Below are 14,476 nucleotides of genomic sequence, written 5' to 3' on the forward strand. Positions count from 1 at the left end.
ACGCCAGCCGTGCAGTAGGCATCTTTCCACCCAGGCAAGGAGCCAACATGACAATGCTCAGCTATCGAAAGGGGGGCGAGGAGATGCCCCTCATCGACCTCACCCTCGGCGAGCAGCTCGTCGACATCGCCCGCCGTTATCCCGACCGCCCCGCCGTGGTAGTGCGCCACCAGCAGATCCGCTGGAGCTGGCGCGACTACCTGAGCGAGGTCGACCGGGTTGCTCGCGGCCTGCTCGCCATCGGTATCCGCCCCGGCGACCGGGTGGGGATCTGGTCCCCCAATAACATCGAGTGGTGCCTGGTGCAGTACGCCACTGCACGCATCGGCGCCATCATGGTTTGTATCAACCCGGCCTATCGGCGCAGTGAGCTGGAGTTCGCCATCAACAACGTGGGCTGCCGTGCCCTCATCTGTGCCGAGGGGTTTAAGGGCAGCGACTATCTGGCCATGTTGCAGACCCTGGCCCCCGAGCTGGAACAGTGTGCCCCCGGGGCCCTGTGCTCTGCCCTGTTGCCGAGCCTGGAGTGGGTGATCCGGCTGGGGAGTGGCGCCACGGCGGGCATGCTCAATTTCGCCGATCTGCAGGCGCGTGGCGATGCCACACCCCAGACCGAGCTGGAGCGGGTGGCCGCGACGCTCACCGCGAGCGACCCCATCAATATCCAGTTTACCTCGGGCACCACGGGCAACCCCAAGGGGGCGACCCTGACCCATAGCAACATCCTCAACAATGCCAGGCTGGTGGCCGCCGGTATGGCTTTTAGCGAGCAAGATCGCCTCTGCATCCCGGTGCCGCTCTACCACTGTTTCGGCATGGTGCTCGGCAACCTGGTCTGCCTCAGCGTCGGCGCCTGCGCCCTGTTCCCGGCCGAGTCGTTCGATGCAGTCGAGACCCTCGCCATGGTGAGCGAGGAGCGCTGCACCGCCCTGCACGGGGTGCCGACGATGTTCATCGCCGAGCTGGCGCTGCCCGACTTCGAGCGTTATGACCTGTCCTCCCTGCGCACCGGCATCATGGCCGGCGCACTCTGCCCGGAGCATCTGATGCGCAAGGTGCAGACCCTGCTGCACATGACCGAGGTGACCATCGCCTACGGCCAGACCGAGTGCAGCCCGATCAACCACATGACCGCCATCGACGCGCCACTGGAGAAGCGGGTGACCACGGTGGGCAGGGTGCTGCCCCACACCGAGATCAAGCTGGTGGACCTGGAGGGCAACACAGTGCCGGTGGGCCAACGGGGGGAGATCTGCTGTCGCGGTTACAACGTCATGCTGGGCTACTGGGAAGACCCGGCCAAGACGGCGGCCACCATAGATGATGGGGGGTGGCTGCACTCGGGGGATCTCGGCCTGATGGACGAGGAGGGTTACGTGCAGGTGGTGGGCCGCCTCAAGGAGCTGATCATCCGCGGTGGCGAGAACATCTACCCCAAGGAGATCGAGGATCGCATCTACACCCACCCGGACGTGCAAGATGCCGCCGTGTTCGGTGTCGACAGCGATCGCTACGGGGAGGAGGTGTGCGCCTGGGTACGCCTCAAGGCCGGCGCCCTGCTCGACGAGGGGGCGCTGCGCGCCTATCTTGAGGAGCGCATTGCCTACTTCAAGGTGCCCAAATACATTCGCTTCGTCGAGGAGTACCCCATGACGGTGACCGGCAAGCTGCAGAAGTTTCGCATGAAGGAGATGATGGACGCCGAACTGGCGACCCGCTGAAGGACGAGAGAGGGCTGCGGCCCTCTTTTGCATTCTCCCCTTGAAAGCCGATGAGGGCATCCCTACATAGGTGATAAGGCCGAAATGCCCGACAGGGGTTTCGACCAGCTAGCCCGTCCAACCGGAGGGCCATCATCCGTTATCGCTCACATGAGGGTAATAGCATGCGTAATTTCGACTTTTCTCCGCTCTATCGTTCCGCCATCGGTTTTGACCGTCTCGCCAGCCTGATCGAATCGGCCGCGAGCAACGGCAATGGCGGCTATCCCCCGTATAACATCGAGCTGCTCGGCGAGCACGACTACCGCATCACCATGGCGGTGGCCGGCTTCACCCAGGAGGAGCTCGAGATCAGCTTCCAGGAAAACCTGCTCACCGTGAAGGGGAGCAAGCAGGCTGACAGCGGCCGCAACTACCTCTATCAGGGCATCGCCGAGCGTGGCTTCGAGCGCCGCTTCCAGCTGGCCGACTATGTCCGTGTCAAGGGCGCCGACCTCAAGAATGGCCTGCTGCACGTCGACCTGGTGCGCGAAGTGCCCGAGGCGATGAAACCCCGCCGTATCGACATCAACGGCTGATTATCACGACATGAACCGGCCGGGCGCTGCGGGCCCGGCCACCCCGACTATTGCTTGAATGAGGATAGTGACATGCGTATCGATTTTTCTTCCCTGTATCCCAATGTGGTTGGCTTCGAGCGGATGGCCCGCGAACTGGAAGGGCTGTTCGAACAGAAGAGCGTCGGCTGGCCTCCCTATAACATCGAGAAGCTGGAGCAGGAGCGTTACCTGATCACAGTGGCGGTGGCAGGTTTCGAGCGTGACGAGCTGCATATTGAGACCGAACAGGGCACCCTGAGCATCAAGGGGCTCAAGCGCCCGTCTGAGGAGGAGCGCCGCTTTCTCCATCAGGGCATCGCCGAGCGGGACTTCACCCTGTCGTTCAAGTTGAGCCAGCACGTGGAGGTGCAGGGGGCACGCCTCGAACATGGCCTGCTGCAGATCGAACTGGCCCGCGAGCTGCCCGAACACCTCAAGCCGCGCCAGATTGCCATTGGCAAACCCGAGCCCTTGGCATTGCCTGCTGGCGAGTGATCGGCGTGAAAAGAGAAAGGCCTGCGAATGCAGGCCTTTTTTGTGTCAGCGTCAGGCGTAGAGGGCGTTGATCTCGTCCGCCAGGATGGCGATGCCGCGGCGCACCAGGTCTTCGTTCTGGGCGTAGTTGAGGCGGATACACTCCTGGCTGTGACGCCAGTCGGGATCGTCGATGCCGGGGAAGAAGTAGTGGCCGGGGACGATCAGCAGGTTCTTCTCCTTGAGGCGTTGGTAGAGCTCGGCGCAGTGAATGGGCAAGTCTTCGAACCAGAGCCAGAGAAACAGCGCTCCCTCCGGCTTGTGAATGTGGAAGCGCGGATCGGGGATCGCCTCACGCAGCAGCTTCACCGCCAGGTTGGCCCGCTCCCGGTAGAAGGGCTTCACCACCTGCTCGCTCAGGGTAATGATGTCACCGCTCTCGATCATCGGAATTGCCATGGCCGGCCCCAGGCTGCCCGGTGCCAGGTTGATGATGCCGCTCAGGTTGGTGATGGCCTGGATGATGGGCTCCTGGGCAATCACGATGCCGCAGCGGGTGCCCGGTAGTCCCAGCTTGGAGAGGCTCATGCAGAGAATGGTGTTGGTGTTCCAGAACGGCTTCACGTCGCTGAAGATGATGCCGGGGAAGGGGACGCCGTAGGCGTTGTCGAGGAGCAGTGGAATCCCCTTGGCACGGGCGATCTGATCCAGGTGCTCGATCTCCTCGTCGGTCAGCACGTTGCCGGTGGGGTTAGTGGGGCGCGACACGCAGATGACGCCGATGTCATCGCCCACCTCGAGGTGCTCGAAGTCGACGTGGTACTTGAACTGCCCCTCGGGCAGCTTCTCTATGGTCGGCTTGTAGGCGACGAAGTGGTCTTCGCTCAGGGCCGAATCGGCATAACCGATGTACTCGGGGGCCAGGGGGAAGAGCACCTTCTTCTTGCGGCCATCCGGAAACTCGCCGGCCAGCAGGTTGAAGAGGTAGAAGAACGCGTTCTGGCTGCCGTTGGTCAGGGCGATGTTGCGCGCCGTGATGTCCCAGCCCAGTTCGCGGCGCAGCAGGTCTGCCAAGGCACCAATGAAGCGATCTTTTCCCTGCGGGCCGTCGTAGTTGGCCATGGCACGCACCAGATCGCCGCTCTCCAGCAGCGCCTGCGCTTGTTGCTGGAACTGATCCAGCATGGCGGGGATGGGGGCCGGGTTGCCGCCACCGAGCATGATGGCGTCGGGGTTGGTCAGCCCCTGGTTGAGGTCATCCATCAACTGGGTGATGCCGGCGTGGCGGGTAAATTTCTCGCCGAAGCTGGAGAAGTCCATGGTGAGGGGTCCGTCCTGTGTGTCGTCTGCTTTGTTATGAAAGAGATCCACCTTATCCCAGCGGTGGGGCGGGTGTCGACGGGCAAGGTGGACGTTCCACGTGGAACAGAAACTGTGAGGTGGTGAAAAAAACCACTCGGTGGTTAATGGTTAACCGTGGTGAAGAGTTATAGAACGGTGTTTGAGGTAAAGCTTAATTAAATCAAGGCGTTAACTTTTGGCACGAGACTTGGAATAGCCATAGGGTAATCAACCCAATGGAGATATCCAATATGAAAACCCTGATCGCCGCCCTGTTTGCCACCATGGCTCTGACCGCTAACGCCAATGAGACTGGGGAGAGACCGACTCTGGATTTGGCAAGCTTGCATCAGGAAGTGAAGAGTGAAGTGGCAGAGGCCAGTGCTGCCGTGGTGGCCGAGGCCATGGAGAACCTGCGCCCGCTGGAGCCCAGCGTCATGCTGACCGAGGTCAGCAGCGCGGAGGAGCCCCGTGGTTAAGGTAGCGCAGCGGGGTCTGCCCCGTGTGCTGGCGAAAGAAAGCGATGAAGGCGCTGTCGCTGGCAAAGTCGAGGGCCTGGGCCGTCTGGCTCAGACTGCCCGACTCGGCCAGCAGCTCCATTGCCCGCAGCAGTCGCCACTGCTGACGCCAGGCCTGATACGACATGCCGGTCTCGCGCAAGAAGATGCGCCCCAGGGTGCGCTCGCTGGCTGCCACCCGGTTGGCCAGCTGATTCAATCGCTCCGGCAGCGCGCCGCCACGTACCCCGTCCAGCCAGGCTGCCAGCCGCGCATCGCGCGGGAAGGGTAGCTGCCACGGCTGGCGCGGGGCCGCCAGCAACTCCTCCTCGCACACCGTCAGCAGGCTCTGTTGCGCCTGCGCCGTCATATCCCAGGGCCAGAAGGCCATCCGCTCGATCACCTCCCGCAACAAGGGATTTACCTCCAGCACCCCGAGGGGCAAGGTGGGCGCCGCCGTCTGCGCGAAATAGAGCGAGCGGTATGCTACCACGCCACGCATCAGGGCGCGGTGCCCAGTGCCGGCCGGGATCCAGGCCGCCCGGGTCGGTGGCAGTACGCACAGGGTGTCGGCCAGCTCTATGGTGATGCAGCCTTGGTTGGCGAACAGCAACTGATGGCGGGCGTGGTGATGGCGTCCCGAGTCGTGCTGCCCCAGATCGGCGGCGATCCCGATCACCGGGGGGGTCAGCAGGTCGGGATTGAAGCGGGTGGTGGGGGTGATGAAGGCCATGATGGCGGACTTTCGCTATTAAATGACCCGATCATTGTAATGTGCCAACTCTCGCTTCTCTACACTGGGCGCCTTTTCTCAATCCATGAGGTGCCCCATGACACAGCCCACCACGCCACCCCGCTGGCTCATCATCCTGCTGATGACGTTTCCTCAGGTGGTCGAAACCATCTATAGCCCGGCGCTGACCGGCATCGCCCGCCACTTCGGTGTGAGCGAGGCGCAGGCCTCCCAGACCCTGTCCATCTACTTTCTGGCGTTTGCCGCCGGCGTGGTGGCCTGGGGGCACCTGTGCGATCGCCTCGGGCGTCGACCGGCTATGCTGCTCGGGCTGGTCACCTACGCGGCCGGCGCCCTGCTGGCCCTGTGGGCTCCCGACTTCGACTGGCTACTGCTGGCGCGGGGGCTCGCCGCCTTCGGCGCCGCCACCGGCTCCGTGGTGACCCAGACCATGCTGCGTGATCGCTATCAGGGCCATGACCTGGCACAGATCTTCTCCATCATGGGGGTGGCGCTGGCGGCCAGTCCTGTGCTGGGGCTGCTCAGCGGCGGTCAGCTGGCCGAGCACTTCGGCCACCGTGGCGTGTTCGTGGCACTGGCGCTGCTCGCCTCCGGACTGCTGGTGCTCGCCCTGTGGCGCCTTCCCGAGACCCGTCCGGCGGACGTTGTCCCGGTGGCCATGGCACCGCTGCTGCTGCGCATGCTGGCCGATCGGAGCGTGCTGCGCAGTGCCCTGCTGGTGGCCCTGTTCAACATCATGCTGTTTGGCTACTACAGCCTGGCGCCCTTCCTGTTTGCTCGCTTGGGGTTGGGGGCGGCCGAGTTCGGCTATTCGGGCTGGTTACTGGCGCTGGCCACCCTGGCCGGCAGCCTGCTCAACCGCCGCTGGCTGGGGCAGGGGGTGACACCGGATCGCCTGGTGCGCCGCGCCTGCGCCCTGGCGTGCGGTTCGGCCATCGGGATTATCTTGCTTCAGGGGAGTGCGGCCTTCGTGTTGCCCATGCTGGGGGTAGTGATCGCCTTCGGGGTGGCGATCCCGAACGTGCTAAGTCAGGCTCTGCGCGACTATCGAACGGTGGCCGGCAGTGCCGGCGCCCTGTTCGGCTTGGGGTATTACCTGCTACTCAGCCTGGGGCTGGCGCTGGCCGGCTGGGTGCAATCGCTGGGGGGCGTGCTCTTGGTGTGCGCCGGGCTCGCCCTGTGGGCGGCCAGGCGTTCCACGTGGAACGTCACTGGCCGATGAAGCGGTAGCCGATGCCGGTCTCGGTCTCGATGAGGCGGGGGGCCTGAGGGTTGTCGCCCAGCTTCTTGCGCAGGCTGGCGACCACGATGCGCAGATAATGGGTGTCTTCCTTGTGGCTCGGCCCCCAGATGTCGTTGAGCAGCTGGGTCTGTAGTACCAGCTTGCCCGGGTGGCAGACCAGGGCCTGCAGCAGGGCGAACTCCTTGCGTGACAGGGTGACATCCTCATCGTGCAGGGTCACCTTGTGGTTGGTGGCATCGACACTGAGTCCGCAGCGCGGGAAGCGACGACAGTCGCTCTGAGTCACGCCGACCCGCTGACGCAGCAGCACCCGAATACGCGCCATCATCTCCTGGATGCCGAACGGCTTGCTCATATAGTCGTTGGCGCCGGCATCGAGCAGGCGCACCTTCTCCTGCTCCGAATCCCGGGCCGAGAGCACCAACACCGGCAGCTGATGATGTTCACGGATACGGGTCAGGATCTGACTGCCATCCCCGTCCGGCAGGCCAAGATCCAGAATGACGAGGTCGGGCAGGGTATGACGATAGGCGGCCAGCCCTTCGTCGACGCTGACGGCCTCGCTCACCTGATGGCCTTCGGCAGTCAGGCTGATACGCAAGAAGCGGCGGATCGCCTGTTCGTCGTCGATGATCAAGATATGGGCCATCACGTCTCCGGTGAATTGAGGGCCAGGGGCAGGGCGATGCGCATGCAGGTGCCGATGCGGTTCGGGCCCGGGAAGGCCCAGATCCGTCCGCCGTGGGCTTCTATCATGGCGCGGGAAATGGCGAGGCCAAGCCCGGTGCCGCGGCTGCCACAGTCACCGACCGGCTGGGTGTAGAAGAGGTTGAAGATCTTGTCCCGGTCCGACTCGGCGATGCCGACCCCGATGTCGATGATATCGATGATGATGTCCGGGTCGGCCAGCATCACCTTGAGCTCGATGGGAGTGCCGACCGGTGAGTAGCGGGAGGCGTTGTCGAGGATGTTGACCAGCACCTGCTCGATCAGGGCGCCATGCACATAGAGGAGGGGGACGTGCTGATCGAGGTGTATCAATAGCTTGTGCTGGCGCCAGGAGGCGGCGAGCCGATGACGGGCGTGTTCGACCAGCTCTTCGATGGCGATCCAGTCGCGCTTGAGCTGGAAGTCGGGGGAGCCGATACGGGTCATGTCGAGCAGGTTCTGCACATAGCCGTGCAGCCGCGCCGCTTCCTCCTGCACCGACTGAAGCAGCTCGATGCGCTCCTCATCCGGGATCCGTTCACCATATTCCAGCAGGGTGCCACCGGCCCCCATGATGGTCGCCAGTGGCGTCTTGAGGTCGTGTGAGACCGACGAGAGCAGGGCAGCACGCATTCGGTCGGTTTCGGCCTGCAGCTGGCTGTCGGCGAGGCGTTCGTCGAGATCGATCCGAGCCAGGGCGGCGCGGATGTCGGCCAGCAAGGCTTGCAGCTGGCGCTCCGAGCCGGCCGACAGGGGTTTGCCGAGGCGTAGCCCGAGCACAAGGGTGTCGGTGAGCGGCAGGTATTGTGCCTCGGCCGCGTTCAGGGTGGCGGTATGGGCGCCGGCGCTCTGCTGCTGAGCCAGGCACCAGTCGATGGCGGCCTTGTCCGTTTGCCCCGGAGGCTGCTCCGTGCCTCCACCGTGTTCCTGATACTGGGCGTCGAGCACCCGCACGTCGGTCGTGAGGGCGCGGGCGATCGCCTTGCTCCCCTGGCGCAGCACCTCTTCACGATTGTTGGCCTTGGTCAGCGCCTGGCTAAGGGAGAGCAGGGCGTTGCCCAGATGCTGGCTCTCGCGCAGGCTCACCAGCTGCTGACGCTGGCGGGAGGCAAGCCGGCCCGCCGTCATGCCGACGATAAGCAGCACCAGCAGGGTGAGCAGGTCGCTGTGCTTGTTGACGGTCAGGGAGAAGAGGGGTTCGACAAACAGCAGGTTGTGGGCGACAAAGCCGATCAGTGCCGCCAGGGCGGCGGGCAGCAGACTGGTGCCGAGCGCCGTGGTCATCACCCCGAGCACGAACAGCAGTGGCATCGAGCTGGCGGGCAACCAGTCCGACAGCAGCCAGGCCGTGGCAGAGGTGATCCCCATGACCGCCAGCGAGAAGAGGTATTCGTGAGGCTTGCCGGGCGCCACGTCGTGCCGGCGCAATGACGAGCTGCGTTGATCCAGATCGACCAGGGTGATCTCGAGCCCCTTGGCGGCCTTGATGAGGTGGCGCACCAGAGAGGGGCGCCAGGGAATCTTGTGGGGTTTGCCAAGCAGCAACTGGGATACCTGCTGCTGATCGGCGGTCTCGAGCAGGGCGTCGGCCACCGAGGGGCTCGAGAGGGTGATGACCCTGGCACCCAGTTGGGAGGCAAGGGCCAAGGCCTGCTCGGTTGCCGGGGTCGCCTCTCCCCGGGTGTCCACGTGCACCACCAACCAGGGGAGCTGGCGGCGCTGGGCGAAGCGGTGACCGTGGCGCACCAGGGCCGCGCCCTGATCATCATCACCCAGGCAGACCATCAGCTTGCCGCGCAGGGGCAGGGTGCTCTTGCCTGCGGCCTGCCACTGCAACTGCAAGTCTCCCTCCACATGGCTGGCTGCGGTCTGCATGGCCAGCTCGCGCAGGGCGGTGAGGTTGTTGAGAGAGAAGAAAGACTGCAGCGCGGCACGCGCCTGGTGAGGGACGTAGACCTTGCCCTCGCGCAGCCGATCGAGCAGCTCCTTGGGTGGCAGATCAATCAGCACCAGACTGTCGGCATCGAGCAGCACCTGATCGGGCAGGGTCTCTCGCACCCGCACCCCGGTCAGCTGCCACACCAGATCGTTGAGGCTCTCGAGGTGCTGCACGTTGAGGGTGGTGTAGACGTCGATGCCGGCAGCCAACAGCTCTTGCACATCCTGCCAGCGTTTCTCATGGCGACAGCCGGGGGCGTTGGAGTGAGCCAGCTCATCCACCACCGCCAGCGCCGGTTTGCGCGCCAGCAGACCGTCGAGATCCATCTCCTCGAGCCGCTGACCACGGTGGTAGATCGGCATCCGCGGCAGCATAGGCAGTTTGTCGAGCATGGCCAGCGTCTCGCGCCGGCCATGGGTTTCAACGACCCCGATAAGCAGGTCGACCCCTTCCCGGGCCTGCTCTCGTACCGCCTGCAGCATGGCGTAGGTCTTGCCTACGCCGGGGGCTGCACCGAGAAAGACCTTGAGCTTGCCCTTCTGTTCATTCTCCAGGCTCGCCAGCAGGGCGTCGGCTCGCACATCATCACGCATGGTGATCCTTATCGAGGAGCAGGTTCAGCTCCAGCACATTGATGACAGACGGGCCAAGGATACCAGCTTCCTGATGGGACCGGATCAGCTCCGTCAGTTCATTCGGTTTCATGCCGCGAGCCTTGGCCACTCGATCGACCTGCTCCAGCACCGCCGTCAAAGGCAGGTGTGGATCGAGCCCGGAGGCGGAGCGAGTCAGCAAGGCGGCATCGGTGAAGCCGGCGGCGGCTTGTTGCTCGGCAAAGGCGCGGCGCGCCGGGGCGCTCATGCCCAAGTTGCTGGCACTGCCGCCGAGAGAGGCAAACTCGCTGGCCGAAGGGCGCGGGGTGAAATACTTGGCCTGCTGGAAAGGCTGTGCCAGCAAGGCGCTGCCGATGAGTTTTCCCTCGGCGTTGTGCAACTGGCTGCCGTTGGCCTGCCAGGGGAATAACCACTGGGCCAGGCCCGTCACGGCGAGGGGGTAACCGACCCCGAGTAGCAGGGTCAGGGTCAGCAGGGTACGAATAGCGATCATGGTCTCTCTTCCTTATACCAGCCCGAGGCCGGTCACAATCACGTCGATAAGCTTGATGCCGACGAAGGGGACTATGAGTCCGCCCACGCCGTAGATCAGCAGGTTGCGGCGCAGCAGCTCGGCGGCGGTGCCCTTGAGGCTCACTCCGCGCAGTGCCAGTGGCACCAGAGCCACGATCACCAGGGCGTTGAAGATGATGGCCGACAGGATGGCACTCTCCGGGCTGTGCAGTTGCATCAGGTTGAGCACGCCGAGCTGCGGGTAGGCCGCTACGAACAAGGCCGGCAGGATGGCGAAGTACTTGGCCAGATCGTTGGCGATGGAGAAGGTGGTGAGAGCGCCGCGGGTGACCAGCAGCTGTTTGCCCACCTGCACCACGTCCAGCAGCTTGGTCGGGTTGGAATCGAGATCGACCAGATTGCCTGCCTCCTTGGCGGCCTGAGTTCCCTCGTTCATGGCCAGACCCACGTCGGCCTGGGCCAGGGCGGGGGCGTCGTTTGCGCCGTCGCCGCACATGGCGACCAAGCGGCCACCGGCCTGCTCCTGGCGGATATAGGCGAGCTTCTTCTCCGGGGTCGCCTCGGCGATGAAGTCGTCGACCCCGGCCTCGGCGGCGATGGCGGCGGCGGTGAGGGGGTTGTCACCAGTGATCATCACGGTCCGGATGCCGAGGTGGCGCAGCATCTGGAAGCGCGCCTTGATGCCGGGCTTGATGATGTCCTTGAGGTAGACCACACCGAGCAGCCGATCCTGAGTACAGACCAACAGCGGCGTTCCCCCTTGGCGGGCGATGCGATCGACGGCCTGGCGCAGGGGCTCTGGCATCTTCTCGCGCGAGAGCGCCAGATAGGCGAGCACGGCATCCACGGCGCCCTTGCGGTAGCTGTGGCGGTTGCGGTCCAGACCGCTTAACCGGGTCTCGGCGGTGAAGGGGATCACCGTATCGCTCGGCAGCAGTTCGGGGGCCTGCAGGGTTGCTGCACCCAGGGCCAGGATCGATTTCCCCTCCGGGGTGCTGTCGCCGAGCGAGGCCAGCATGGCGGCCTGACTGAGCAGCGAAGGCTCGACGCCGGGGGCCGGGATTAGCTCGTCGGCCATACGGTTGCCGAAGGTGATAGTACCTGTCTTGTCGAGCAGCAGGGTGCGCACGTCACCGGCCGCTTCCACGGCGCGGCCCGACTTGGCGATCACGTTGAGCTTCACCAGCCGGTCCATCCCGGCGATGCCGATGGCCGAGAGCAGACCGCCTATGGTGGTCGGGATGAGCGTGATAAACAGGGCGATCAGATAGAGGCGCGGTACCTGGGTCTGGTTATAGCCGAGGAACAGGGGCAGAGTCGCCACGACCAGCAAGAAGATCAGAGTCAACCCAACCAGCAGGGCGGTCAGCGCCTGCTCGTTGGGGGTCTTCTGCCGTTTGGCTCCTTCGACCAGGGCGATCATCCGATCCAGGGTGCTCTCACCCGGATTGGCGGTGACCCGGATCCAGATCTGGTCCGAGACCACCTGGGTGTTACCGGTCACACCGCTCTTGTCGGTACCCGACTCGCGGATCACCGGTGCCGACTCGCCCGTGATGGCGGCCTCATTGACCGAGGCAATGCCTTGCACCACCTCGCCATCGGCCGGGATCATCTCGCCGGCATGCACCAGCACCAGATCTCCTTTACGAAGATCGGTGGCGGCAACCCATTCGCCCTGACGATCATCCAGGGCACCCACACGGCGTGCCTGTAACTGATTCATGCCCGCCTTAAGACTGTCGGCACGCGCCTTGCCGCGCCCCTCGGCCAGGGTCTCGGCGAAGTTGGCAAACCACAGTGTCAGCCAGAGCCAGGCGGTCAGTTGCCAGGCCAGGCCGGTGGCCACACCGGAAACGGGGCGGCCAAGCAGGGACTCCATGGTGGCCAGCGCGGCGCACAACCAGAGGGTAAAGAGGATCGGGCTTCCCCACAGCGCTGTCGGGTTAAAGCGGCGGAATGCCTCGACAGCCGCGGTCAGCAACAGTGAAGGGCGGCGTGCGGCCTGGGGCTGTTTGTGCCCGTTGGCCAGGGTTATGGACTTGCTCATGAAGAGAATGCTCCCAGCATCAGATGTTCGGCGATCGGGCCCAGAGCCAGAACTGGCAGGAAAGAGAGACCGCCTATCAGCAAAATGGTAATGATCAGCAGGGTGACAAACAGCGGACCGCCGACCGGGAAGTCGCTGTCGCTGGCCTCCTGGCGGGGGCTGCGAGCCAGCAGACCGGCGATGGCCAGCACTGGCACTATGTAGCCGAAGCGGCCGAGCAGCATGGCCAGACCGATGGCGATGCATTGCCAGTTGTCGGCGGCTGCCAGTCCGGCGAAGGCCGAGCCGTTGTTGCCTGTGCCTGAGGCGTAGGCGTAGATGAGGCGTGACAGGCCATGGGGACCCTCGTGGCCGATGACAGCGGCTGAGTCAGGCAACATCAGGGTGATTCCACCAAGGACCAGGACTCCGACCGGCATGACCAGCATGCTGGCCACCACCCACTTCATCTCGGCGATGCCAAGGCGCTTGCCAAGGTAAGTGGGGGTACGTCCCACCATCAGGCCGCACAGGAAGACGGTGAGCAGCACGAACAGCAGCATGCCGTAGATGCCAGCGCCGATGCCGCCGAAGATCACTTCGCCGAGAAGCATGTTGAACATGGTCACCATGCCGCCGAGCGGGCTGAAGCTGTCGTGCATGGCGTTGACCGAACCGTTGGAAGCTGAGGTGGTAGCCACGGCCCAGAGCGCGGAGAGGGTAGGGCCTAAGCGGCTCTCCTTTCCTTCCCAGTTACCGGCCTGGGTGGTCAGCTGATGCAGATTGGGGTCGGCCGCCAGCTCCTGGCTGAGGGTGATGACAAGGCCCACCACAAACAGGGTTGCCATGGCGAACACGATGGCGCGGCTGTGGGCCATATCCTTTACATAACGTCCGAACGTAAAGACCATGGCCGCCGCTATGGTCAGCAGGGCCACCATCTCCAGCCAGTTGGTGAGGGCGGTCGGGTTCTCGAACGGGTGGGCGGAGTTGATGCCAAAGAAGCCACCACCGTTGGAGCCTAGCTGCTTGATGGCGATCTGAGATGCGGCCGGCCCCAGCGGTAGTACCTGCTCGTGGCCTTCAACACCGGTAAAGGGCAAATAGTGTCCCAGGCTCTGGGGCACGCCCTGCCATACCAGCACCATGGCAAGGAGCAGTGAGAGAGGAAGCAGCACGTACAGGCAGAAGCGCACCAGATCGACCCAGAAGTTACCCAGGCTGGTGGTCTGTTGGCGAGCGATCCCGCGGAACAGCGCAATGGCGGCGGTGGCCCCGGTGGCTGCAGAAACGAAGTTCTGGGTGGTCAGGCCTGCCATCTGGCTGAAGTAGGAGAGGGCGGCCTCACCGGAATAGGCTTGCCAGTTGGTGTTGGTCATGAAGCTGACCGCCGTGTTGAAGGCGAGTTGCCAGTTCAGGCCAGGCAGGTGCTCCGGATTCAGAGGCAGAGCACCCTGAGAGAGCAGAATCACAAAGAGCAGGGTCAGGCCGGCCAGGTTGAAGGCCACCAGACTAAGTAAATAGCCTCGCCAGTCCTGTTCGCGGCCATCGGTGCCGCATGCCGCCAGGGTGGCTCGCTCCATCGGGCCTAGCCAGCGGGTTCGTCCCTCGAAGACATGGTAAAGGTAGCGGCCAAGCAGAGGCGCAGGCAGCAGTAGCAGCGAGAGGTAAGCTGCTGGGTAAAGATAGGTTTGCCACATGATCCTTCTTCCTTATTCATGTGAGCGTGCCAGTGCACGCGCCAAATAAACGGTGAGGGCGATTACCAGCACCAGATAAAGCCAATTCATAGTGACTCCGTTATTGGATTGGTCGGCGCCATCCTAAGGAAGAGCCGCGTAAAGCCTCTATAAAGGCTGCAGGGCATCGCGTAAAAAGGGCGTAAAAGCAGAATAAAGGGACGGGGGAAATCAGGTTTTGTGGGTAACTCTGTGGGTAATGTGTGCAACTGTTGGTGGTTTAGGCAAACAGTCGCGCAGAGTGATATTTTCTGGGTTTTTCCCTTGCCAGCGAGAGAGAGATCTCTATAATGCGCCCTCACCAG

12 protein-coding genes are annotated in these 14,476 nt (G+C 63.8%); 5 read left to right on the top strand and 7 right to left on the bottom strand.

Annotated features, from left to right (window positions below; all coding sequences use genetic code 11):
* The first annotated feature begins 47 nt into the window (after positions 1-47).
* From BN1121_RS09220 to BN1121_RS09230, 3 genes are all read left to right on the top strand, one after another.
* Positions 48-1,721, top strand: a complete 1,674-nt coding sequence (locus BN1121_RS09220) for an AMP-binding protein (protein ID WP_043157389.1) — start codon at positions 48-50, stop codon at positions 1,719-1,721.
* Positions 1,722-1,885: 164 nt separating this feature from the next.
* Positions 1,886-2,299, top strand: coding sequence for an Hsp20 family protein (locus BN1121_RS09225; protein ID WP_005351577.1), 414 nt, complete (start codon positions 1,886-1,888; stop codon positions 2,297-2,299).
* Between the two features lie 72 nt (positions 2,300-2,371).
* Positions 2,372-2,815 carry an Hsp20 family protein gene (locus BN1121_RS09230; RefSeq protein ID WP_005351578.1) on the top strand — a complete coding sequence of 148 codons (444 nt, stop codon included), beginning with the start codon at positions 2,372-2,374 and terminating at the stop codon, positions 2,813-2,815.
* Between the two features lie 51 nt (positions 2,816-2,866).
* Here the strand turns inward: BN1121_RS09230 and BN1121_RS09235 are convergent, their stop codons facing one another.
* Entirely contained in the window at positions 2,867-4,114 is a 1,248-nt protein-coding gene (locus BN1121_RS09235; RefSeq protein WP_005351579.1) for a valine--pyruvate transaminase, read from the bottom strand.
* A gap of 272 nt (positions 4,115-4,386) precedes the next feature.
* On the opposite strand from BN1121_RS09235, the gene BN1121_RS09240 reads away from it, so the two are divergent.
* On the top strand, positions 4,387-4,614 hold the full coding sequence (locus BN1121_RS09240) for a hypothetical protein (protein WP_005351583.1): 228 nt from the start codon (positions 4,387-4,389) through the stop codon (positions 4,612-4,614).
* Here the strand turns inward: BN1121_RS09240 and BN1121_RS09245 are convergent.
* Positions 4,586-5,365 carry an AraC family transcriptional regulator gene (locus tag BN1121_RS09245; RefSeq protein WP_005351585.1) on the bottom strand — a complete coding sequence of 260 codons (780 nt, stop codon included), beginning with the start codon at positions 5,363-5,365 and terminating at the stop codon, positions 4,586-4,588. The genes BN1121_RS09240 and BN1121_RS09245 overlap by 29 nt on opposite strands.
* 97 nt (positions 5,366-5,462) lie before the next feature.
* Here BN1121_RS09245 and BN1121_RS09250 point away from each other — a divergent pair, with 97 nt between their 5' ends.
* Positions 5,463-6,608 carry a multidrug effflux MFS transporter gene (locus tag BN1121_RS09250; RefSeq protein ID WP_005351587.1) on the top strand — a complete coding sequence of 382 codons (1,146 nt, stop codon included), beginning with the start codon at positions 5,463-5,465 and terminating at the stop codon, positions 6,606-6,608.
* Here BN1121_RS09250 and BN1121_RS09255 read toward each other — a convergent pair.
* From BN1121_RS09255 to kdpA, 5 genes are read right to left on the bottom strand one after another with little or no spacing between them, the layout of a single operon-like run.
* Positions 6,595-7,278, bottom strand: coding sequence for a response regulator (locus BN1121_RS09255; RefSeq protein WP_005351589.1), 684 nt, complete (start codon positions 7,276-7,278; stop codon positions 6,595-6,597). The two genes, BN1121_RS09250 and BN1121_RS09255, sit on opposite strands and share 14 nt — an antisense overlap.
* Complete coding sequence (locus tag BN1121_RS09260; RefSeq protein ID WP_005351590.1) at positions 7,278-9,869, bottom strand: DUF4118 domain-containing protein; 2,592 nt, start codon at positions 9,867-9,869, stop codon at positions 7,278-7,280. Before BN1121_RS09260 ends, BN1121_RS09255 begins: the two co-directional genes overlap by 1 nt.
* On the bottom strand, positions 9,862-10,383 hold the full coding sequence (locus BN1121_RS09265) for a potassium-transporting ATPase subunit C (RefSeq protein WP_005351592.1): 522 nt from the start codon (positions 10,381-10,383) through the stop codon (positions 9,862-9,864). Before BN1121_RS09265 ends, BN1121_RS09260 begins: the two co-directional genes overlap by 8 nt.
* 12 nt (positions 10,384-10,395) lie before the next feature.
* Positions 10,396-12,453: a potassium-transporting ATPase subunit KdpB gene (kdpB, locus tag BN1121_RS09270; protein ID WP_005351603.1), complete on the bottom strand. Its 2,058-nt coding sequence runs from the start codon at positions 12,451-12,453 to the stop codon at positions 10,396-10,398.
* Positions 12,450-14,132, bottom strand: a complete 1,683-nt coding sequence (kdpA, locus tag BN1121_RS09275; protein ID WP_005351615.1) for a potassium-transporting ATPase subunit KdpA — start codon at positions 14,130-14,132, stop codon at positions 12,450-12,452. Before kdpA ends, kdpB begins: the two co-directional genes overlap by 4 nt.
* Positions 14,133-14,476 lie beyond the last annotated feature (344 nt).

This window comes from Aeromonas diversa CDC 2478-85, assembly GCF_000819805.1.
Taxonomy (GTDB): Bacteria; Pseudomonadota; Gammaproteobacteria; order Enterobacterales; family Aeromonadaceae; genus Aeromonas; species Aeromonas diversa.

Bases quoted from the DNA above. Each gene is read 5' to 3' on its own strand.
- BN1121_RS09230 (WP_005351578.1), top strand. From the start codon at position 2,372: ATGCGTATCGATTTTTCTTCCCTGTATCCCAATGTGGTTGGCTTCGAG.
- BN1121_RS09220 (WP_043157389.1), top strand. From the start codon at position 48: ATGACAATGCTCAGCTATCGAAAGGGGGGCGAGGAGATGCCCCTCATC.
- kdpA (WP_005351615.1), bottom strand. From the start codon at position 14,132: ATGTGGCAAACCTATCTTTACCCAGCAGCTTACCTCTCGCTGCTACTG.
- kdpB (WP_005351603.1), bottom strand. From the start codon at position 12,453: ATGAGCAAGTCCATAACCCTGGCCAACGGGCACAAACAGCCCCAGGCC.
- BN1121_RS09250 (WP_005351587.1), top strand. From the start codon at position 5,463: ATGACACAGCCCACCACGCCACCCCGCTGGCTCATCATCCTGCTGATG.
- BN1121_RS09240 (WP_005351583.1), top strand. From the start codon at position 4,387: ATGAAAACCCTGATCGCCGCCCTGTTTGCCACCATGGCTCTGACCGCT.
- BN1121_RS09225 (WP_005351577.1), top strand. From the start codon at position 1,886: ATGCGTAATTTCGACTTTTCTCCGCTCTATCGTTCCGCCATCGGTTTT.
- BN1121_RS09245 (WP_005351585.1), bottom strand. From the start codon at position 5,365: ATGGCCTTCATCACCCCCACCACCCGCTTCAATCCCGACCTGCTGACC.
- BN1121_RS09265 (WP_005351592.1), bottom strand. From the start codon at position 10,383: ATGATCGCTATTCGTACCCTGCTGACCCTGACCCTGCTACTCGGGGTC.
- BN1121_RS09235 (WP_005351579.1), bottom strand. From the start codon at position 4,114: ATGGACTTCTCCAGCTTCGGCGAGAAATTTACCCGCCACGCCGGCATC.
- BN1121_RS09255 (WP_005351589.1), bottom strand. From the start codon at position 7,278: ATGGCCCATATCTTGATCATCGACGACGAACAGGCGATCCGCCGCTTC.
- BN1121_RS09260 (WP_005351590.1), bottom strand. From the start codon at position 9,869: ATGCGTGATGATGTGCGAGCCGACGCCCTGCTGGCGAGCCTGGAGAAT.